The sequence below is a fragment of the Paenibacillus sp. sg306046 genome (assembly GCF_059821225.1).
On the sequence record NZ_JCAMRT010000005.1, the window covers coordinates 92,013 to 112,040 of the forward strand.

Annotated in this window: 18 protein-coding genes; 3 read left to right on the forward strand and 15 right to left on the reverse strand. The window is 57.3% G+C overall.

The annotated features are described in order from the left end of the window. Positions 1-82: 82 nt before the first annotated feature. The 6 genes from AC6ROY_RS06805 to AC6ROY_RS06830 form a co-directional block, all read right to left on the reverse strand. Positions 83-1,222 (reverse strand): metallophosphoesterase, encoded by a 1,140-nt coding sequence (locus AC6ROY_RS06805; RefSeq protein WP_500099405.1) that lies wholly within the window; start codon positions 1,220-1,222, stop codon positions 83-85. A gap of 167 nt (positions 1,223-1,389) precedes the next feature. Next, complete coding sequence (locus AC6ROY_RS06810; protein WP_500099406.1) at positions 1,390-1,965, reverse strand: hypothetical protein; 576 nt, start codon at positions 1,963-1,965, stop codon at positions 1,390-1,392. Positions 1,966-2,046: 81 nt separating this feature from the next. Next, the gene (locus AC6ROY_RS06815; protein ID WP_500099408.1) at positions 2,047-3,279 is read right to left on the reverse strand and encodes an S-layer homology domain-containing protein; all 1,233 of its coding nucleotides are present in this window, start codon (positions 3,277-3,279) and stop codon (positions 2,047-2,049) included. Between the two features lie 282 nt (positions 3,280-3,561). Beyond that, on the reverse strand, positions 3,562-5,628 hold the full coding sequence (locus AC6ROY_RS06820; RefSeq protein WP_500099409.1) for a molybdopterin oxidoreductase family protein: 2,067 nt from the start codon (positions 5,626-5,628) through the stop codon (positions 3,562-3,564). Positions 5,629-5,823: 195 nt separating this feature from the next. Beyond that, a complete protein-coding gene (locus tag AC6ROY_RS06825) occupies positions 5,824-7,110 on the reverse strand; it encodes an ammonium transporter (RefSeq protein WP_500099410.1) in 1,287 nt (428 codons plus the stop codon). A 496-nt stretch (positions 7,111-7,606) separates the two neighbouring features. Next, the gene (locus AC6ROY_RS06830) at positions 7,607-8,581 is read right to left on the reverse strand and encodes a Gfo/Idh/MocA family protein (protein WP_500099411.1); all 975 of its coding nucleotides are present in this window, start codon (positions 8,579-8,581) and stop codon (positions 7,607-7,609) included. Positions 8,582-8,774: 193 nt separating this feature from the next. Between AC6ROY_RS06830 and AC6ROY_RS06835 the strand changes: the two genes are divergently transcribed. Next, positions 8,775-9,350: a hypothetical protein gene (locus AC6ROY_RS06835; protein WP_500099412.1), complete on the forward strand. Its 576-nt coding sequence runs from the start codon at positions 8,775-8,777 to the stop codon at positions 9,348-9,350. Between the two features lie 128 nt (positions 9,351-9,478). Here the strand turns inward: AC6ROY_RS06835 and AC6ROY_RS06840 are convergent, their stop codons facing one another. The 9 genes from AC6ROY_RS06840 to AC6ROY_RS06880 all read right to left on the reverse strand — a co-directional run bounded on the left by AC6ROY_RS06840 (position 9,479) and on the right by AC6ROY_RS06880 (position 17,239). Beyond that, the gene (locus AC6ROY_RS06840) at positions 9,479-9,607 is read right to left on the reverse strand and encodes a hypothetical protein (protein ID WP_500099413.1); all 129 of its coding nucleotides are present in this window, start codon (positions 9,605-9,607) and stop codon (positions 9,479-9,481) included. A 41-nt stretch (positions 9,608-9,648) separates the two neighbouring features. Beyond that, positions 9,649-11,448 carry a leucyl aminopeptidase gene (locus AC6ROY_RS06845; protein ID WP_500099414.1) on the reverse strand — a complete coding sequence of 600 codons (1,800 nt, stop codon included), beginning with the start codon at positions 11,446-11,448 and terminating at the stop codon, positions 9,649-9,651. Positions 11,449-11,486: 38 nt separating this feature from the next. Continuing rightward, positions 11,487-12,512, reverse strand: a complete 1,026-nt coding sequence (locus tag AC6ROY_RS06850; RefSeq protein ID WP_500099415.1) for an aldo/keto reductase — start codon at positions 12,510-12,512, stop codon at positions 11,487-11,489. 48 nt (positions 12,513-12,560) lie between these two features. Next, positions 12,561-12,782, reverse strand: a complete 222-nt coding sequence (locus AC6ROY_RS06855; protein WP_500099416.1) for a hypothetical protein — start codon at positions 12,780-12,782, stop codon at positions 12,561-12,563. 5 nt (positions 12,783-12,787) lie between these two features. Next, positions 12,788-13,504, reverse strand: a complete 717-nt coding sequence (locus AC6ROY_RS06860; protein ID WP_500099417.1) for a DUF3221 domain-containing protein — start codon at positions 13,502-13,504, stop codon at positions 12,788-12,790. A 124-nt stretch (positions 13,505-13,628) separates the two neighbouring features. Then, positions 13,629-13,931 (reverse strand): PIN domain-containing protein, encoded by a 303-nt coding sequence (locus AC6ROY_RS06865; RefSeq protein WP_500099418.1) that lies wholly within the window; start codon positions 13,929-13,931, stop codon positions 13,629-13,631. Between the two features lie 254 nt (positions 13,932-14,185). Beyond that, positions 14,186-15,733: an anti-sigma factor domain-containing protein gene (locus AC6ROY_RS06870; protein WP_500099419.1), complete on the reverse strand. Its 1,548-nt coding sequence runs from the start codon at positions 15,731-15,733 to the stop codon at positions 14,186-14,188. Next, positions 15,726-16,559, reverse strand: a complete 834-nt coding sequence (gene sigI / locus AC6ROY_RS06875; RefSeq protein WP_500099420.1) for an RNA polymerase sigma factor SigI — start codon at positions 16,557-16,559, stop codon at positions 15,726-15,728. The genes AC6ROY_RS06870 and sigI overlap by 8 nt, the downstream gene beginning before the upstream one ends. A 251-nt stretch (positions 16,560-16,810) precedes the next feature. Then, entirely contained in the window at positions 16,811-17,239 is a 429-nt protein-coding gene (locus AC6ROY_RS06880; RefSeq protein WP_500099422.1) for a hypothetical protein, read from the reverse strand. Positions 17,240-17,535: 296 nt separating this feature from the next. Between AC6ROY_RS06880 and AC6ROY_RS06885 the strand changes: the two genes are divergently transcribed. Next, the gene (locus tag AC6ROY_RS06885; protein ID WP_500099423.1) at positions 17,536-17,748 is read left to right on the forward strand and encodes a KTSC domain-containing protein; all 213 of its coding nucleotides are present in this window, start codon (positions 17,536-17,538) and stop codon (positions 17,746-17,748) included. A 239-nt stretch (positions 17,749-17,987) separates the two neighbouring features. Continuing rightward, on the forward strand, positions 17,988-19,964 hold the full coding sequence (locus tag AC6ROY_RS06890) for a glycoside hydrolase family 15 protein (protein ID WP_500099424.1): 1,977 nt from the start codon (positions 17,988-17,990) through the stop codon (positions 19,962-19,964). Positions 19,965-20,028 lie beyond the last annotated feature (64 nt).

The following is a 20,028-nucleotide window of genomic DNA, read 5'->3' on the forward strand; positions in this document are numbered from 1 at the left end:
ATACAAATGCAAACAAGCCCCGGAGCCAAGCGCTCCGGAGCCTCCCTACTTCCTTCCTGATAAAGCTTCCTTACCGATACGACTACCCCTGAAACACAAGCCGGATATCCAGCACCTCCGAGCGGCTTCCCAGCCGGATTGGCGGCCCCCAGAAGCCGAAGCCGGAGGACACAACAGCATGCATGGCCCCCTTGCGCAAATAACCCCAATCCAGCTCGAACAGCCGACGCGTAATCAAGTGATTGGGCAGCATTTGTCCCCGGTGCGTGTGACCCGACAGCATCAGATCGACGCCGGCCTCCATCGCAACGCCCAGCTTGCGCGGCTGGTGGTCGAGCAAAACAATCAGCTTGCTGCGGTCCGCATCGTGGAGCAGCTCCGCTACCGGCAGCCTGCCGCCCGCGGAGCCTTCCGCCGTATAATCCTTGCGTCCGGCGACATAGACGCCGCCGTCCAGCAGCTTCACGCGATCCAGCAGCACCTCGATGCCAAGCCCGCGCATATGCTCCACGTAGTCCGCAATATGCCCGCCGATGTACTCGTGATTGCCCAGCACCGCGTATACGCCCAGCGGAGCGCGCAGCCGGGCCAGCTCCTCCCCCATGCCTTCGCGGACGAACGGCTCAAAGCTGTCATCCAGCACATCGCCGGGCAGCAGGATCAGATCAGGCGACAGCTCCGCCACCTTCCGGGTCAGCCTTGCGATATGCCGCTTCCCAATCATCGTGCCGAGGTGCAAATCCGACGCCACTGCGATCCGCAGCTCCTTCCGTTCCCCTGCCTGCTTCGCAACCTGCAGATCGTACCTGCGGACAACCGGGGTCCATGCATTCCACGACCCGCGAATGAACAGAAACGCCAGCACGGCCAGCTCCGCCAAGCCCGCAACCGCCGTCGCCCGGCCCGGCGTCAGACCGCCCCGCACCAGCAGCCAGCCTCCCAGCTGCGCGAACGGCGTCAGCAGCAGCCCGTAGAAAAACAGACCCAGCCCAAACGCCCCAACCACGCGCAGCAGCTTGTAAAGCCCATACGGCAGCACACGGCGCAGCAGCATAGCCGCTATATAGCCGAAAGCCAGCACACCGTACCCGGCCGCATACAACCAGCCCGGCGCATTCGGCAGCAAAGTTTCCCAAAAGCGGTAGCCGCTCCAGCCGACATAAATCTGCAACGCAGCAAAGACAACCAACATAATCCCAATGATGACGAAACGATTCCTCACACCTATCTGACTCCTTGCCGCGTACCGCCTTATATTTTCGACAGCTTTCGCTTTATTTTCTCACAGCCGCCCCCTCAGCGGCAACCGACACACCACACGCCTCTTGCCGTCGAATCCAGTCCCCGACACGTATGACCGATCGCAATTTCATCAATCATTACCCCGAGCTACGCCCGTGCCGCATAAATATGCATCCGGCCAATATATTCGCTCACCATCGTATGGATGGCATCCACAGCCTGTTCAACAGACAACTGCTGCGACAACTCCATGCGAATCGCTTCGATCCAGCGCTTGCATTCCTCTGCGCCAGCCTCATGGACCCGTCCATAGTCATCCAAATATCCCGGCACGAGGAAGCAATCGACCGAATTCATCACATATCCGAATACGCCGCCCGGCATTCCGGCTTCCTTCCACGCCTTCAGCCGGTCATACAGATCACTTAGCGCAATCAACCCGAGCCGATGCGACCGCCGCGCCCATTCATAGCGATCCTCGTCCAGCAAACCGCGCTCCAGCCGCTTCTTGTTCGTTTCATCCAGCAAATACAACGCGCCGCCCCACTCCGACGTAAATTTCAGCCAGAACTCGGCCGCCTCTCCGTCCAGCTCCAGCCGAAGCCGCTCCTCAAATACGATATCCGGATTTTGCTCCAGCAGCTCGCGCGCCTCTTCTCTGCGCTCAGCCCCTTCGCCCTCCCGCTGCTGACGGTTTACCTCTGCATCCATTCCCTTGCCCATCTCATCCTCGCTCCTCATTCACTTGGTTATTGCTCTATCATACACGAAAAGCCGCCCATCCGCAGATGAGCAGCCTCTTCGCTAACCAGTGACCGAAAATACAAGCGCCTTGCCATCCGCCTGCAGCCGAAGCTCGACCGAAAAACGGCCGATCTGCATCGTTTGCGGGGCTACAGTCTCCCCCTTGACCGCCTGCTCGTACACAGCCGCAAACAAGCGGTTAAACGTCTCGGCGTCGTAGCCGAAAATAAAATCCGTAAATTTGCGGATGCTTTCCAGATTACGCGCCAGCACCCCATCCTCCAGCCGCACCGTAACACCGTACGCCCGGAATTGCGGGTCCAGCCACAACGACGCTTCATTATTGTTGCGCCCGCTCTCCGTGGCGCTGTTTAAGGCGGCCGACTTCGCTTCCGCATCCTTAAACAGCCTCAGCACCGTTTCCTCCAGATCATAATTCGAACCGCGCAGCTTGCCCGCAGCTTCCATCACCCCATAGCTTTGCAGCATCCTGTCGTCCGGAAAGACGAGCCGTTTGTAGCTCCCGTCCTTTGTAGGCACAACCTTGACAAACGATTGCTGCGCCGCCGTCACCGCAATACGCGCCGATTTATTTTGCAGCCGGGCGACAATTTGCAGCGCCTCCGCTCTCGTCACCTCGCGACCAACGCCGAAGTAGCCATTCGGGTAACCTTCCATGATCCCCTTGGTCATCACTTCGCCGATAAACTTCTGCTTGCGAGCCTGAACACTCTGGAAGTCGCCGAATTGCCGGGCCGTCGCCAAGCTGTTGACCTCATCCTCCAAATATTCCGTGCCCTTCAATGCGTAATAGATCAGCTCCGCTACATCCTCGCGCTTCAGGTTCGCCTTGTAATCGGAAAACTGCTGCTTATCCATAAAGTGCAGATCGCCTGCCAAATCAATGTAAGGCTTGGCCCAATAACCGACCGGGCTTGGCCGGAAGGAAAAATCCCGGTAATCCTGACGAATCAAGCTTTGATTCGCCGGACTCAGCGCCTCCAGAAACGCGTTCGACCAGCTCCGCTCCCCGTTCGGATGAAGCTGCGAGAAGGATAGCAGCAAAATTTTGACGAATTGGTCCACCGTAACCGGATCATCAGGACGGAACGCGCCGTCAGGAAAGCCGTCCAGCAGCCCCTGCTGCACCATCCCGTACACCGTTCGCTCAGCCCAGTGTCCGGCCACATCCTTGAATATTGTCGCCTGCGCCCCGGCAGGCTGTCCACCGAAGCCGAGCAGCCCGGCTATGCAAATCGCGATAATACTTAGTTGCTTCATCAGTCTGATCATCAGGTGTCGCTCCACTTCTTCTTAGAGGTTCAAAGGACGCCTCGCGCGCCTCTCCTAGAATAAGTGTTGTTTGCAAATTTGAACACCTGCCGGAAGCCCAGATTCCAAGTTTCGCTATAACGAATCATTTTCAGGACCAAAGCCTCAGTTCAAGCCGCCAGCTTGCAGCCCGCAGCCTGGACTTTGGGCGCACACTCCGACCGTTCCCCTCCCCATACAGCCGCCGGCAGCCCTGCCCGCCAGCGGCGCTGAGAAGTCAGACCTAGGCCGCCATTCGACCCTTTATCCGCTGATGCCGGCCGCAGCAGCCCGCCCTAGCTTCTCTACCTGCACCTTCCCCGAGAAAAAAGTCGCGCCGCCGCCCATATCGGCCACCCGATCCGGCGTCAACGCATTAACAAGCGCCGCAGCTCCAGCCTTGCCCGCCCATAACCCTTGACTGACGACGACGCCAGGCAGCACATCATAGCCGGCCGCCACGGTCAGCTCGCATTCGCCGCGGCCATTCCACACCCGCACTCGTTCGCCGCTGACGACGCCGAGCCGTTCCGCATCGGCTGCATGCATGTGCAGCTTGGGGGTGCGCTCCATTCGCACATGCTTCTCATTGTGAGCAAACGTCGAATTAAGGAAGTTATGATTCGGCGCAGGAATAAACCAGAACGGCAAGTCCGTTTCATCCGGCAGCGGCGTATAGGTCGGCAGCGGCGGATAACCCTTGCGCTCCATTGCCTTGGAGTACAGCTCGATTTTCCCGCTCGGGGTGAACAGCTTGCCTGGAAAAAGCGGCTGCACCGCCGCCTTGATGAACCGTCGCTCGCGCAACGCCTCCAGCGTGATCGACTCCAAGCGCGGATTGGCCGGGTGATTCAGCGCCTGCCGGATCAGCTCGTCGTCCGAATCGCGCAGCGCCTGATCCTCGAAGCCCATCGCCTGCGCCAGCAGCCGAAACACGTCCACATTGGACTTGCTTTCGCCGTAAGGCGCGATGACCGGCTCCTGCAAATGAACGAAGTGATGCCAGTACGATTTCATAAAATCCGTGTTTTCCAGCGACGAGGTGGCCGGCAGCACGATATCCGCGTACATGGCGGTTTCCGTCAGAAACAAATCATGCACAACCGTAAATAAATCGTCCCGCTCCAGCCCCCGCTTCACCTTGCCGGCGTGCGGCGCGACCACCGCAGGATTCGAGTTGTACACGTAAAGCGAGCGAATCGGCGGGTCCAGCTCCAGCAGCGCGCTGCCAAGCAGATTCATATTGATGCGGCGGGTCGGGGAAGCAAGCAAGTCCGGCCGCTGCAGCCCCGACGTATTATGCTGCAAATATCCGCTGTTGCTTTTGATCGCGCCGCCGCCCTTGGCGAGCCAGGCGCCGGTCAGCGCCGGAAGACAGGAAATCGTGCGCACGCACATCCCGCCGTTGTCATGATGCTGAATCCCGTTGCCGATGCGCAAAAACGAAGGCGACGTTTGTCCATACAGCCGCGCAAGCTTGTAAATATGCTCCACAGGAACTCCCGTAATCGCGGACACCCGCACCGGATCGTACGCTTTCACATGCTCGCGCAGTTCGTCGTGACCGACCGTGTAGGTTTTCAGGAAGCTTTCATCCACCAGCTGCTCGGCAAATAACACATGCATCAAGCCAAGCGCCAGCGCCGCATCCGTCCCCGGCATAATCGGAATAAACCAGTCCGCCCAGCGGCCCGTCTGATTGCGATGCACATCAATGACAACAATTTGAGCGCCTTGCTTGCGCGCCTGCTCAGCCAGCATCACCTGATGCATATTAGTGCTAACCGCATTGATGCCCCACATCACAATCAGCTTGGCATGAACCGTATCCTCCGGATCGCAGCCGACACTGCCGCCCATCGTATAGTGATAACCCTCCTCGCCTGCCGCCTGGCAGATCGAATATTGCAGCCGACTTGCCCCCAGCCGGTAAAAAAAGCGCCGATCCAGCCCCTCTGTTCCAATCCGCCCCATATTGCCATAAAAGCTGTAGGGCAGTATAGATTCCGCGCCATGCTCGGCAATCAGCCGCTTCCAGCGGGTCGTAATCGTCTCGATCGCTTCCTCCCAGGAAATGGGCTCAAACCGATTTTCACCCTTTCGCCCTACACGCCTGAGCGGAACCCGCAGCCGTTCAGGATCATAAATACGCGACGCCAAATGCCGAACCTTGTTGCAAATCGCCCCCTTCGTGACCGGATGATCAGGGTCCCCTTCGACTTTGATGATTTTCCCTTCCTCTTTATGAATCAACAGCCCGCATTGATCCGGGCAATCCAGTGAGCACACAGCAGGCACAATACCTGTCGATTGTTGGAGATAAGCTGACATGAACAACCTCTTCCTTCCCTTGCATCGGACAGCCTGCGGCGGACCTTGCTGTTATCTTGCTGATATCGTAACGACCGCCAGCCGCCGCTGTCAAGATGTCAACCGCAAGCAGGACCCCCCGGTTCCCTGGAAGGGAATCGAGAGGTCCTGCCCTATGCCTTATTTTTGTATAGAAGCGATCATTTAATCCATCAACTAAGCGTTAACCGTGCCGCGTTTTTCAACTTGCGCAACCTTCAGGTGCTCCGGGTAACCGTAGCTGCCGTGCTCGCTCAAGTCGAGGCCGATCGTTTCTTCTTCTTCCGTTACACGCAGACCCATGACGGCCTTCATAATCGCCAGAATAATGAAGGAAGCAATGAAAGCGAAGGCTCCGCATGCGATAACCCCCATAGCTTGAACTCCCAATTGCTCGAAGCCGCCGCCATACAGCAAGCCTGCTTTACCCACGCCAACCTTTTCAACCAGCTCAGGCGTTGCGAAAATACCTGTGGACAACGTCCCCCATACACCAGCTGTACCGTGAGCGGACAAAGCGTAGATCGGATCGTCGATCCGCAGCTTTTCAAACATCCGCATGCTGGCGAATACCACAATACCCGCTACCAAACCGATTACAATCGCCGACCAGGATTCAACAAAAGCGCAAGATGCCGTAATGGCAACGAGGCCAGCCAACGCACCGTTCAGCATAACGCCGATATCAGCCTTGCCATTTACCGCCCAAGCCACCAGGAAAGCTGCAACCGCACCCGCAGCTGCGCCGAGCTGGGTGTTAATCGCTACGAAACCGAAGAAGCTGCCGTCGCCTACTGTAATTGTACTGCCTGCGTTAAATCCGAACCAGCCTACCCACAGCAGCATAACGCCAAGCGTCGTGAATACTTGGTTATGGCCCGGCATATCATTCGGCGTACCGTTTTTGTTATATTTGCCAAGACGCGGCTTCAGCAAAATGGTTGCAGCGAGAGCCGCCATTGCGCCCGTCAAGTGAACAACCGTCGAACCGGCAAAGTCTTGCTTGCCATGCTCCGCGAGCCAGCCGCCGCCCCAGATCCAGTGCGCAACGACCGGATACACAATAACCGAGAACAACACGGCAAACACCAGATAAGCGGACAGCTTCGCTCTTTCGGCAAATCCGCCGAAGGCAACCGCCATGGAAATGGCAGCGAAGGCTAGCTGGAAAATAAACATGACCGTCGGAGCCACTGTAGCGCCATCCGGCACTGTCTTCACATCAAAACCGAAGTAGTCTCCCCAGCCGATCAGTGAATTGCCTTGCGATCCGAAAATCAGCGCGTAGCCAACCGCCCAAAAAACCAACGAGACGATGCCGAGTGCAACAATCGTTTTACCGGCGATATGACCGGCATTTTTCATTCTGGTAGACCCGGCCTCCAACATGACAAACCCCGCTTGCATGAATACAACGAGAATTGCGGCAAGCATGACCCAAATCGCATTCATTCCTAATTCCATAGCTTTCACCCTCCACTTGATCTGAAGTAATGATTCGAGGAGCCTGCTTGACTGTTGCTTCAGCTCGTCAGCATCGTTTCGCAATCGCCATCCTCTCAACTCATGTACATATTCTATGACACAAGTTCTTGTTATGTCAATAATCCTTACACAAATAAATTTTGGATGTGCTAAATACGGTTTAACCTAACATCTGCAATCCATCTTTCCTTTAGAAATCCGAAATTGACACATAGCTAACACATCGTCGGTGCAGCTATCGGTTTGCTTGCCTGCTCGTAAAGCCCCTAGCGGCTCCAGCCTGCGATTCTCCCGGCTCAAGTCTCGTTTTGAGCAAGGCCATAAGTGCTGACAGCCACCCGGAACACGACCGTCCCACCCTGCCTTTTGCCTTCCTTAGGCGCATGGCAAACAGGCCAAACCGCTCTATCGGCTTGACCTGTTAACACGCCTTTTGCTTTCATTCCCTTGGTTTACAAAGCGATACTCCCGTTCGCTAACTTCCCGGATGTAAGGTTTCGATTAACCGGTGCACAGGCAATGTCAGCTCTGCTCGCACCGTACAGCGCTGCGGGTCCGTCAGCGAGTCAAGCACATGCCGGACGATCCCGGCAAAACCGCGCCGCTCCAAAATCGTGTCCCAGCTGCCGAAAACCAGCTCCTGCGGAGCGGCTCCACGTTCCATCCAGACTGCCCGCTCCAAATTCACGACCTCGATCGAGCCGCCGCCGCCGTGAAGCTCCAGCTTCTCCAGATCAGCTCCTGCACGGCGGGCCATCGCAAATTGACCGACCGCCCCCGGCAGGCAAGCGCCTGCGCCCGGCCCAGCATCGGTCCTGCTGCCGGAAAAACGCAGCGTACCGGAGCCAAGCGTCAGCTTGCCTGCCTGATCCGTCAGCTCGGTATAAGCGGCTGGCTCCGCTTCATCTCCGCCCAGCCAAAGCAGCAGATCGAGCATATGGATCAGATCGTCGTACAATGTTTGCTTGGCCGGATAAGACTGCAGCCGCATACGGTGCTTGACCACCGAAGCTAGCTCGAAGCCGCCCAAAGCGGCCATTCGCTGCTTCGCCTCGACATAAAGCGGCGCAAACCGGCGGTTGAAGCCAACCGCCAGCAGCAGCTGCCGTTCGGCCGCGTAAGCAGCCATTCGCTCGGACGCTTCGATATCGTAAGAAAGTGGCTTGTCCACGTACACATGAACGCCGGCCCGCAAGCATTCCATGACAATCTCCTCGTGCGTAGGCGTCGGACTATGCACTAACACAAGCTCAGGCCGCTCCGAGCGCAGCAGCTCGCTGACCGATCCATAGGTTCCGCTGATCCGGTACTGCTTGCCGATTTGCTCGACGGTGGCCGGCGTGCGGCTGTACAGCCCGACAATATCCACCTGCTCGTCGCCGGCCAGCAGCGGTACATACACTTTACGGGCGATATCGCCCAGCCCGATGATTGCAACCTTCGTCTGCATCCGCTTGCTCCTTAATGAAAATTTGATGATCCCAACTTCTGCCGACTGCTTTCATGACAAGAACCGATGTGATACTATTTAAGCATATGTGATGCTGACGACGGACGTGCCCGGCCGCGATCAGCTTGTAAGGAATGCGGGCAGACACGCCTGTCAACGCACCACAACAGTATGTCTGGAGGATTGCACGTACATGTCCAAAATGAAAATCTGGTTGCTGGCCCTGTGGATTACCTTGTTCGCCGTGTTTCTCGGATGCTCAATCGTGTTCGAGTCGCCGGTGTGCCTGTATGTAGCCAGCGCCCTGCCGATTCTGATTGTCTTATGGCTGCCCAATTCCGAGCAGCACCAATATATCCGCAAGCGGCATCTGCGGCGGGTCCGGCTGGTCACCCGCGACAGCGGCGAAAACGGCAGGCTTATCATCAGCTTTAAGCCGGGATTTGTCCGCTGGAAGCCCGGCAGCAGGCTCTACTTTCATCTCGACACGCTGAAGCGCGAAAATGCGGAGGAAGCCTCCGGCCGCGCCGGCCAGGAGCAGGCAGCCGGACTTTCCGTGCTTGGCTACGACTTGATCGCCCATCCGAGCAAATCCGGCTGGGTCGGCATTGAACTGGATCAGGTGGCGGCGCGGGCGTCCAGTCTGTCCATTGCAATCGGCCAGGTTTCCCGCTTCATCATCCCACTTGAGGACGTCGAGCAGGCAGCCGTTCGCCGGATGGCCGGTCTTCTTCCGATGACAGGCGGCGGCAATCAGGTCCACGCCTGACTAATATGCAGCCCCTCTGATCGTCCCCGGCTTGCACAGCCGGCAGCCGCAGACTCGGTTCGGCTTTCGCCGACCGGGTCTGTTTTTGATTCAGGGGCTGCCGCTGCCGTTTGTTGTTCCCCCCCGCATCAAGCCGTTTTTTCACCTTGCAGCTCCAAAAGCGGCCGCGACACGAACGAAGCTTTCGCCCACTGCCCGCTGTTTCCGGGTTCCCGATCCGACTTGAGGCAGACTTTCATGCACGTCGCCAGTTCCATCGCCCGGCAGCTTCCTCGGCTCCGGCCTGCAAGTCTGTCCATCAGCTCCCGGCTTGCAGCCTGTCCATCAGCTTGGCCAGCGTGCGAACCAAGGCGCCGGTGCCGCCCAGCGGCTCCGTTCCGCGCTCGCTCCACAGCCAGGCTGTGCCGCCCGTATCCAGATGCACCCACGGCGTCTCGCCGGCAAAATGCCCGACAAACAGTCCGCCGGTAATGCAGCCCGCCCAGCGGTCGCGGCTGGCCGCGTTTTTAATGTCGGCAATCCCGCTTTTCAGCATCTCGCGATATTCCGGGTAGTTTGGCAGCGGCCACACCTTTTCATTCGCCGCACGGGCGCTCGCCAGCACCTCCTGCAGCAAAGCCTCGTCCCCGCCAACCGCGCCTGTTGCCACATCGGCAAAGCTGATCAGCACAGCTCCCGTCAGCGTAGCGACATCAATGAGCCGCGTTGCCCCAAGGTGTTTGGCATATAACACGCCGTCCGCCAGCACAATTCGACCCTCGGCGTCGGTATTCAACACTTCCACGGTCTGACCGTCCATCATCGTGACGATATCTCCCGGCTTGAAGGCCGCGCCTGACGGCATATTTTCCGCAGCCGGGATGACAATGACCACATTCACCGCAGGCTTCTGCAAGCCGAGCACATGAATCAAGCCGAGCAGGACGGCCGCGCCGCCCATATCGCTGATCATTTCCTCCATGCCGCCCGGCTCTTTTAGGGAAATCCCGCCTGTATCAAATGTAATGCCTTTGCCCACCAGCCCGAGGATCTCGTCCGGCCGGTCCGGAGCTCCGTCGTAACGCACCGCAATCATGCGCGGCGGCAGCACGCTGCCCTGGCCGACAGCCGTCAGCCCGCCCATCCCGTGCTCGCGGATGCCCTGCTCGTCCAGCACCGTGCAGGCCAGCCCGTAACGGGCGGCCAACCCTTGCGCGGCGCGCGCAAGGTCATCCGGCCCGAGATAATTGCCGGGCAGGTTGGTCAGATCACGCGCCGTATACACGCCAAGCGCCGTAGCCCGCGCCGCATCCAGCGCGGCTTCCAGCGCCGCGCGCTCCGCTGCGGCTGCGCCCAGCAGCGCGACGCGCTGCAGCGTCCGCGTCTGCGGCGTGCCCCCGCCGCCAGCCGCAGACGCGCGCGTATAGCTCGGCATCCGGTAGCTGCCGAGCCAAAGCCCTTCCGCGAGCGCCTGCACGCGCTCGCTCAGCCCTTGCGCGCGCGCCTCGTCCGCGCGCGGCAGCGGCGCCGCCAGGCGCTCCAGCCGCAGGCTGAGCGCAGCGCGGGCCGCGTAGACGCCTGCGTCCCGCCAGGCGTCGGCGCTCGTGCGGGCGGCTGTGCCGAGCCCGCATACGAGCACGGCCTGATAGCCGGGCATCAGGCCCAGCGCAGGCACGGCCTCGGTCTCCCCGAGGCCGCCCGTGAACCGTCCGCGCGCGGCTGACGCGCGGACCGCCTCCACCAGCGCCGCAGGCAATGGCGCGCCTGCGGCCTCCACCCACGGATCGCCTGCCGCTTGCAGCTCCGCCGCCGTTACAAACACGATCAGCGCATCCGCCGGCTGATCGCTCGTCGAAGCTTGCCCATCACAGCCGTGCGCCTGCTCTCCGCCTGACCCTTCATCTCCCGCCTGATCAGCGTACGCTCCGCTTTGTTCCACGTTAGCGACGCCTGCCTGACCAGCCAGCTTTCCACTCAGCTCCGCGCCAGCCTGATCAGCCTGCTCGCCGCTCGACCCGACAGCTTCACCGCCGACCTGCGCCTGCTCCGCTTTCGCTTCCTTCTCCAGCTCGACGCGCAATTGCAGCTTCTGTGTCACATACTGCTCCAACGGGTCCATCGTATCCGCTCCTTCGTCTTAACGTCTCTGATCTGCCCTTATGCGCCGGTGTAATAGCTCGCCGCTTCCATGACCGTCCGCCGCATAGGCAGCTGATATGGACACATCGGCTCGCATACCGGCTTCTCCTTACAGGGGTCATGGTCTGCACAGGACAAAATTTTCGCTTTATTTTTTTGATAAAATCCATCGCCCTTGGGCAGCAAACCAAACGTCGAGCGCACCTGGCTGGAAATCATCACATCCGGAATCGCTATCTCCACCGGACAGGAGCAGTAGTTGCAGCGTCTGCAATCATGAGCGCCTAGTTGTACAGCCAGCTCCGCCAGCTCCTTCCGTTCGTCGTCCCCAACCTCCTCGCGTATAGCCGCGATATTTTCCTTCACCTCGTCCACGCTAACCATACCGGAAATAATGACATGGACGTCCTGGCTGAACGGGTAACGGATCGCCTTGTCCACCGGCTGAATAAATCCGCCTGACAACGGCTTCATCGCTACCTTGCCCATATCGCGGCGCGTCATCTCGGGAATCAGCTCATCCAGCGCAAACGGCTGGGCCAAATTCAAATGAAACAGCACCTGATCAAACTGGTCCTTCCCGATCCAGCGGGTCAGCAGATCAGGCCGGTGTCCGGAAATGCCGATATGCCGGACATATCCCTTCTCCTTCATCTCCAGCGCGGCCCGGTAAGCACCGTCCTCGGCCATCGCCGCCTGAAAATCCTGTACCTTGTTCACATAATGAATGTGCAGCAGGTCGATGACATCCGTCTTCATCCGGGTCAGGCTGCGCTCGATCTCTTCCTTCGCCGAGGCATAGTCACGTTTCGCCGTCTTTGTTGCGAGAAAATAGTCCGATCTTCTGTGCGAGATGCATTCCCCGATAATTTCCTCGCTGTTCCGGTAGCCTGCTGCCGTATCTATGTAATTAATGCCTTCATCCAGCGCATAGTTCAAGGCGGCGCGCGCCTGCTCCAGCGGCACCCCCGGAAGATTCATCGCGCCGAAGCCAAGCGAAGATACGCGGTACTCAAGCTTGCCAAATCTGGTGTAACGCATCATGTCATGCTCCTCTCCTGAGCTCGCCGGACACGCCGGCTCTCTAATTCATTATAGTTCAAGCGCATGCAAAAAACACCCGCAACGGACTCGCCGGGCGGGCATTCGGATGGGGCAAGCCTGGATGAAAAACAGGTAGAGCAGACGTTTCATAAACGCATACGCCTTGCGATCCTGGCCTTGACCGACCGCATGCCCTGGGAACGGGTATACCTCGATCGCTTTGTCCTGCACGGACAGCCGGTTGTACGCCGCGAAGATCGTCCCCGGCATGCAAATTACTGGTCAGCAGCAACCACCTCGATCACTAACGCAGACACCTGGCCGGGGTAAGAGCTCAGCGTCAGACCCGTCGTCCAGACGTTGACCTGCTGGCCTGCCTTGAGCTGCTCGAAGGAAAGCGACGCCTTGCTGTGAGCCAGCCTGATTTTACCGTCAGCCTCCAATGATACGTAATTAGCCACGGGATCATTCGTGTTTCCATTTTTTTTCGCCTCATTTACAACCAGCACTCGGTTGCCTTCCACATGCTTAATGGTCCCCGTCACATGCGCTGGCTGCTTGCAGCATGTGTATCCATCCAGCTTGAGCGGCAGCTCCTGGCCGACCAGCCCGTAGACCGTCTCACGAATCTTCTGCAGCTCTTCCTCGGTAAACGACCGCTCGATGTCGTCCGTATGCCGAACCGTCATCCAGACATGATCCTCAGCCGTTCCCAGCATCATCACCTTAATCGACAGTACCTCCTGCAGCTCCGCCCGTTTTCCGTCTATCTTCTGCTTGAAGCCGTTCACTTCGGTCGCTTCGGGCTGTGATTTCGTAATCTGCACATAACGGACCCGGTCCGTGTCGGGCGTTGAAGGCGGCACAGTCGTCGGTACAGACGCTGACGGAGCAGGACGCGCGGCAGCTCCCGCGCCGACGGCCCCGATTGAGGAAGACCCTGCCGATGCCACCATCACAAACCCCGCAAGCAAAACAGCGAATCCCTTCACTCCAATTCCTCCACCCCTGGTTTGTTAACCCTTTAACGCGGTGGCTGGACGAAAGGTTGCATTTGTAATTCACCCATTAAATATCGTTGGTTAGACTATACAGGGAAAATTAAGAAACTACCGCTCAACTCTTTGATTTTATGTAACCAACCGCATGCCGAAAATTCGAGAAAAATTTACAACGAAACGTTTTTAGTTCTTCTACAAGTTCTTCCTGACCAAAATCTTTCCAGTTTCGACTAACGATAATTTTCTCCGTATCAGGAGGTAGTTTTTCCAAACTATTGGTGATAGATGCATAAATGATCGCGTCCTGCGGAGAAATTCCAAGCTCTTTCTGGTAGTTTATAGATTTTTCATAAATGGCTGAAGATATATCAATAGGCTTGCCAGACCTTAACAATCGACTCAACACTTTCTCTAACAAGTCCATCTCCTTGTTTTCCACATCAATGATGGTTTAGTGACGGGCCGCAGCATCGAGACCAATTCGTGGCTATCGTCCAAAATGGTTCCATAGTGGTCACCGTTCTTGAGTCGTATCCATAATTAACGTATACAAAAAATGATCTACAGGGTCACCCCTGCATCCAAGCATATAAATGCCAATATTTAAAAGCCGAACCTGTCAGCAGGTCCGGCTTTTCCGCTCAAAGCTTCACCCCTCGCGGCAATACGCCGTCAGGAACGCTCATCGTCCTTGTCGTCTTTCGATTTCCGTGCTTCCTCTTGCTTTTTCCGCTCCGCTTCCTGCTTCTTTTTCCGTTCTTCTTCCTGCTTTTTACGCTCAGCCTCCTGCTTTTCGCGAGCCTCCTCCTGCTTTTTCCGCTGTTCTTCCTCTAGCTTGCGCTTCTGCTCTTCGTTTTTCTGACGCTCAGCTTCCTGTTTTTCCCGCTGCTGCTCCTGCTTTTTCCGCTGCTCCTCCGCCTTTTTCCGGTCAGCCTCCGAAAGCTTTTTGTCGTCCTTTTTTCCATCGTTTTTGTCATCGTCGTCATCGTTGTCACGAGAGCCGCTCGACTGGCCCTGCTTGGCCGATCCCGACTGCGCGCCTGAGGTACCCGGCTTGGCGGCGCTGCCGGCCGTCGTCCGCGTAGTATCCTTGCCTGTCTGATTGTTGCGGTTATTGCCGCTGCTTCGATCATCGTCCTCGTCATCGTCGCGGCTGCTGTTTTTACCGGTTGTCGTCCCTGCTTTCTTCGAATCGTCCTTCGCGGTAGAGGTGCTGCTTGGCTTGGCGCTGCTCGCCTGGCCGTTTTTGGTGTTCAGGTTCGTGCGGCTCTGATCCTGCTTCGTACCGTTATTTCCGTTCTCTTTTTCCTTGTCCCGGTCTTTATCCTTGTCCTTATCGTTGTCTTTGTCCTGCTTGCCCGCATTTTTCCGCTCGCTCAGCTTCTTGTCCAGCTGCCCGCTCTTTTCCTCCTGCACCAGCTGCTTCAAATCCGACTTGGAGGGCACCCGATCCGGTTGGATCGAATCGGCCACCTCCGGCTTCGTCTTTGACAGCTGAAGCACGGATTTCTTTTTGAGGTCATCGAGCGTGACGTCGGCGCCGCTGTTTTTGGCGTTCAGGTACACGGAATATTTGCCCGTTGACACGCCGTTCTGGCTGGCCGCCTCGCGTACCTCCTGAGGAGCTGCAAAGGCCGCCACCTGGTATTGCTTGACCTGCTGCGGATGAGTCTGCTCGATATGCTTGGTGACCTGCTCCTTCATTTTCCGGGCGATCGTCTCGTCATTGACCTTGCTGTCCGGCTGGACGACGGTGCTGGCAATCACAATTTCCCCTTCGCCCTTGGCCAGCGCCTCGCGTTCCGCATTATCCAGCAGCCGCTCCGTCACCTGCTCCAAATTTTTCCCTTTGAAATCCAGCTCGCCGATCAATAAGCTGCCGTCTTCATTCAGCCCGCGCAGCTCCAGCACGTTTTCCTGAACGTCGATGCCGATTTCAACGCTTGGATTGATGTCCATCGTGATATAAGCGACAACCTCCGGGCTGCCTAGCTTGCCGCTGAAGCTGGCGAACAACACAACGGCGAACACGACAGCGGCCGCTACGGCTGACCGTCCCGCTACGGATGGACTGCGCCAGCTGAAGCCGGGCGTCTCGTATTCGACCTCTTCGCCGATCTGGCAGGTACGCTTCCGTCGGGAGACACGGTCGAACCTGCCGTCGGGTCTTAACACGATAAGATGTCTGTTCGTTATTTGCATGACAATACCTTTATTCATTGCGTGTCCCCCCCTCCTCTTTTTCGCTGTCCGGCTCTTTCTCTGTGTACGCTTTGATATGTAAATAATCCTGCAAGTACGGGTACGCCCCGCTGTAAATCAGCGCCACCGCAATGATGAACTTCCGGTTGCGCTCCAGCGTCTTGCGGGATACGCTTACCTGATCGAGCAGCTCCTTGATCGGCAGCATCTTTTTGTGCAGCATCAGATCCATCAACGCCGGATTGCCCGACAGCTTGAACGCAATGGCAAACAACGCCTGCCTGGAATCGTCATGCTTGGGCGAGGCGTCTACCAGCTGCTCGAAACGGATGCCGAATTCCCCCAGCACCCCGCTCAGCTCCATAATCTCATGGCGTCGTTCTTCGGCCCCCTTCTGTTTCTCATACGCCTCGATCGCCTGGTGGGCCTCCACCGGATTAACCGTATGATCCTCCTCATCCTCCACGTCAAATGTGCTGTACGGAAGCTGCCCCGCGAACCGCTGCTCCTTGCGGACATAGTCAATCAGCCGGCGGCGCATCACCTGCTCGGCGAAGCCGAGAAACGACCGCCCCGCCTCCGGTGAAAACTGATTGATCGCTTCGTTGAAAGCGCCCAGCGCGATGCTGAACTCATCGTCGCGCGCAGGGTCCACGTACCGCTTGCAGAAACGGCTCGTCACTTTGGCTACATAAGGCTGGTAATCAATAATAAATTGATTGCGCAGGCGCAGATCGCCTGCCTGGATGCGGATCACAATTTCTTCCGGGGCAGCTGCCTCTCCGGAAGCCGGGTGGTGCGTCTGACGTTTTCCTAGAAATTTCTTGAATAACACTAGCAGCAACCGTTCCACCTCACACTAAATTTTTCGCTACGCTCTATAGGATTGCGGGGGTACAACACAGGTCCTCCGCACGATTCATTTCGGATGCCTGGCAAGAAAAAAAACGTCCCCGGCCAAGTCGGCGGCGGCCCGTTCCGGAAGCTCCGGAGCGGGCACGTCCGCCGACTGCTGCATGCCGAAGCTTTCCCGCTGCGCGAACCCGGCAGAGGGGAGAGGCATGCGGCCCAAGGGACGTTCGGAATCGGCAGTCCTCAGGACATGCCGCTGATCTTTTTCTTGTTTTTAAGCTTTGCTCTGCGCTGGCTCAGCACATGCAGCCGCTTCTTCAGCTGCTGCTCCCACTCCGTATCGCCAATCTCCTTGGCGACCGTCAGCAGGTCCAGCGCCATATCCACCTGACTGCGCACAACGTCCAGCGGCTCTTCATTTTCATGATTCACGCAGTTTTCAAACAGCTCCCGCTGGTCGCGATGCTCGACATATTCGCCAAAATCAACCTCAGGAGCGCCGTCCCCGTGCGCATATTCAGCCAAAATCTCATATTCACTCTCCACCAGATGGTGGACCTCCACACGATGGCACACCGGGCAGAACAACAGCGGCACATTGTGAATCTGCGTTCGGATATGCTTCAGCGTCCCTTTCGTTCCCAACATACTGGCTCCGCAACAAAAGCTCATTCACTTTCGCCCCCGTCTCCTATTCTTCTGTCCCTGCATACTGCTATTCGACGAAAACCGTCAAAAATCCTGCTTGTGCGGTCCGAACAGCCGTGTTAAATGTTGCCTGCCGTTGAAAAACGGCCGCTTGCATGCCGCTTCCGGCTGCTCTTCATCACCTATAACGGCCCAATACTCCCCGATGTTGCAGCACGCGGCGGCGCAGCCGCATCACTTTCGGAGAAGCTTCTTCTATAACCCGAATGGAGCACATATACATGTAATAACGCGGTGGTCTGAGAGGAGAGAGGATGGGTATGATGCTGATTCCAATCGGTTCCAAGCAAATCCCGTATGTGCGTTACGACGACGAGGCGTCGCAGATGCATATTCAATATTATACGGGGCAAACGCTCACATGCAGCGGCGTGGCGCCAGCTCAATGCCTGCTGCTGCTTCAGTCTCCGAACCGGTATGATATGATTATGAAAATGACGGCGGTGCAGCCAGGATGCGCCGATCAGGACTGAAGCAGCTTCCAGCGAGCGAGCCCCTCTAATCTCCCCTTTCGGCGGAGATTATTTTTTTGCCCAAATCTGTCCAGACTGCAAATAGAGTTCCGGCCCGGCCGAAAGCTGTCCAGCAACCGATTCCTGCAAATAAAGTGCGCCGGTATACGTTTTCATTCTTTTTCATGGATTGACCGGCTTGGCAGAAAACGGTACTCTTAGAAAAGAGAAAGCATTCTGAACAAGAAGGAAGTGGATGCATGCCAAGACATCTCGTTATCGGGAACGGCAAGTTCTTGATCAATCTGGATCGTAACACCTATATGCGCGACTTGTATTATCCCTACGTAGGGCAATTGAATCACGTCGGCGGCTATCAATGCCGCGTCGGCTTATGGGTCGACGGTACATTTACCTGGCTATCCGATCCTGAATGGAACTTCGAGCTCTCTTACGTTGAGGACTCGCTAGTCACAGAGGTGCGGGCATCGCATTACCACTTGGGCATTACGCTGCTGATTAATGATGGCGTACATCAGCGCGAGGATATTTATCTCAAGCGTATTACGGTGCACAACCATTGGGACCGCGTACGTGAAGTTCGGATGTTTTTCAACCAGGATCTTGTCATCAACGAAACGGAGGTTGGCGATACCGCGGCCTACTATCCGCTCAACAACACCGTGTTTCATTATAAGAAGGACCGCTACTTTATGTTCAACGGCCTGGCCGGAACCGAAGGTCTCTACCAGTACACCACCGGGGTCAAACGCTTCTATAACGCCGAGGGCACCTGGCGCGACGCCGAGGACGGCCAGCTATCCGGCAATGCGATTGCCCAAGGCTCGGTGGACAGCACCATTTCCGTGCGTACCGAGGTACCGGCCAACAAGGACGGCGTGCTGTATTACTGGATGACGGCAGGCCGCGACCTGGAGGAAGTCAAGAAGCTCGACGCTTATGTCAAGGACAGCCACCCTGACAATCTGCTGGAGCGGGCCAAAATTTACTGGCAGCGCTGGGTTAACAAATCGGAGCGCGATTACGGCAATCTGAGCGATGCCTGCGTCCGCTTGTACAAGCAAAGCCTGCTGCTGGTGCGCACCCAAACCGATGTGAACGGCGCCATTATTGCCGCCAATGACTCGGACATTATGCATTCCAACCGCGACCACTACAGCTACATGTGGCCGCGCGACGGCGCGCTGATCGCTTATGCGATGACGATGGCCGGCTACCAGGGGATGATCACGCCGTTTTTCCATTTCTGCGCGAACGCGTTGTCGCCGGAAGGCTACCTGCATCATAAGTACAACCCGGACGGAACCGTCGGGTCAAGCTGGCATCCGTACCTCAACGGCGGCAACGTGCAGCTGCCGATTCAGGAGGATGAGACGGCGCTGGTGCTGTTTGCGCTCTGGCAGGATTATGTCCGGCATGAGGACATCGAGCTGCCGCAGTCGCTGTACCGGACGCTGATCCGCCGAGCAGCGCGGTTTATGTCCAGCTATGTCGAGCATGAGCTGTCGCTGCCCAAGCCGAGCTACGACTTGTGGGAGGAGCGGTACGGTATTTTCACCTTCACGTCCTCGGCCGTGTACGGCGGTCTGATTGCCGCAGCCAACTTCTGCAGCCTGTTCGGCGACGAGGAGCGCGCAGGACGTTACCGTCTGAACGCGGAGAAAATCAAGGAAGGCATCCTGAAGCATCTGTGGGATGAAGAAGAAGGCCGTTTCGTTCGCGGATTGTATCAGGAAAACGGAGAATGGGTCAAGGACCGCACGTATGAGAGCAGCGTCTACGGCATCTTCGAATTCGGCGTATTGCCGGCCGACGACCCACGTGTCGTCAGTACGATGCAGGCGAACCGTGAGAAGCTGACGATCAAAACCGAAATCGGCGGCGTAGCGCGCTACTATCATGATTACTATTTCCAGCGCTCGTCGGATATCGACAAGGTGCCGGGCAACCCATGGATCATCTGTACGTTATGGATCGCCGAGTGGGAAATCGAATACGCCAAAACGCTGGAGCAGCTCGAAGCGCCGCGCCGCACACTGGAATGGGTAGTCAAGCACGCGATGGAGAGCGGCGTCCTGTCCGAGCAGCTTGATCCGTTTAACGGCGATCCGGTTTCGGTCGCTCCGCTGACCTGGTCCCATGCCACCTACGTCCTGACTGTCGTGAAATATACGGAGAAATACAAGAAGCTGCTCGCTGAGAGCGAGAAAGCCTAAGGCGCTGGCTGTCAAGCCATAAGCCTGCACACCCAAGAAGCCGTGCTTCCCATTCGGAGGCACG

Excerpts from the sequence above, each read along its gene's own strand:
- AC6ROY_RS06810 (WP_500099406.1), bottom strand. The coding sequence starts at position 1,965 with ATGGGCAAGGGAATGGATGCAGAGGTAAACCGTCAGCAGCGGGAGGGC.
- AC6ROY_RS06815 (WP_500099408.1), bottom strand. The coding sequence starts at position 3,279 with ATGATCAGACTGATGAAGCAACTAAGTATTATCGCGATTTGCATAGCC.
- AC6ROY_RS06820 (WP_500099409.1), bottom strand. The coding sequence starts at position 5,628 with ATGTCAGCTTATCTCCAACAATCGACAGGTATTGTGCCTGCTGTGTGC.
- AC6ROY_RS06825 (WP_500099410.1), bottom strand. The coding sequence starts at position 7,110 with ATGGAATTAGGAATGAATGCGATTTGGGTCATGCTTGCCGCAATTCTC.
- AC6ROY_RS06830 (WP_500099411.1), bottom strand. The coding sequence starts at position 8,581 with ATGCAGACGAAGGTTGCAATCATCGGGCTGGGCGATATCGCCCGTAAA.
- AC6ROY_RS06835 (WP_500099412.1), top strand. The coding sequence starts at position 8,775 with ATGTCCAAAATGAAAATCTGGTTGCTGGCCCTGTGGATTACCTTGTTC.
- AC6ROY_RS06840 (WP_500099413.1), bottom strand. The coding sequence starts at position 9,607 with ATGGAACTGGCGACGTGCATGAAAGTCTGCCTCAAGTCGGATCGGGAA.
- AC6ROY_RS06845 (WP_500099414.1), bottom strand. The coding sequence starts at position 11,448 with ATGGACCCGTTGGAGCAGTATGTGACACAGAAGCTGCAATTGCGCGTC.
- AC6ROY_RS06850 (WP_500099415.1), bottom strand. The coding sequence starts at position 12,512 with ATGATGCGTTACACCAGATTTGGCAAGCTTGAGTACCGCGTATCTTCG.
- AC6ROY_RS06855 (WP_500099416.1), bottom strand. The coding sequence starts at position 12,782 with ATGCCGGGGACGATCTTCGCGGCGTACAACCGGCTGTCCGTGCAGGAC.
- AC6ROY_RS06870 (WP_500099419.1), bottom strand. The coding sequence starts at position 15,733 with ATGAATAAAGGTATTGTCATGCAAATAACGAACAGACATCTTATCGTG.
- AC6ROY_RS06880 (WP_500099422.1), bottom strand. The coding sequence starts at position 17,239 with ATGAGCTTTTGTTGCGGAGCCAGTATGTTGGGAACGAAAGGGACGCTG.
- AC6ROY_RS06885 (WP_500099423.1), top strand. The coding sequence starts at position 17,536 with ATGATGCTGATTCCAATCGGTTCCAAGCAAATCCCGTATGTGCGTTAC.
- AC6ROY_RS06890 (WP_500099424.1), top strand. The coding sequence starts at position 17,988 with ATGCCAAGACATCTCGTTATCGGGAACGGCAAGTTCTTGATCAATCTG.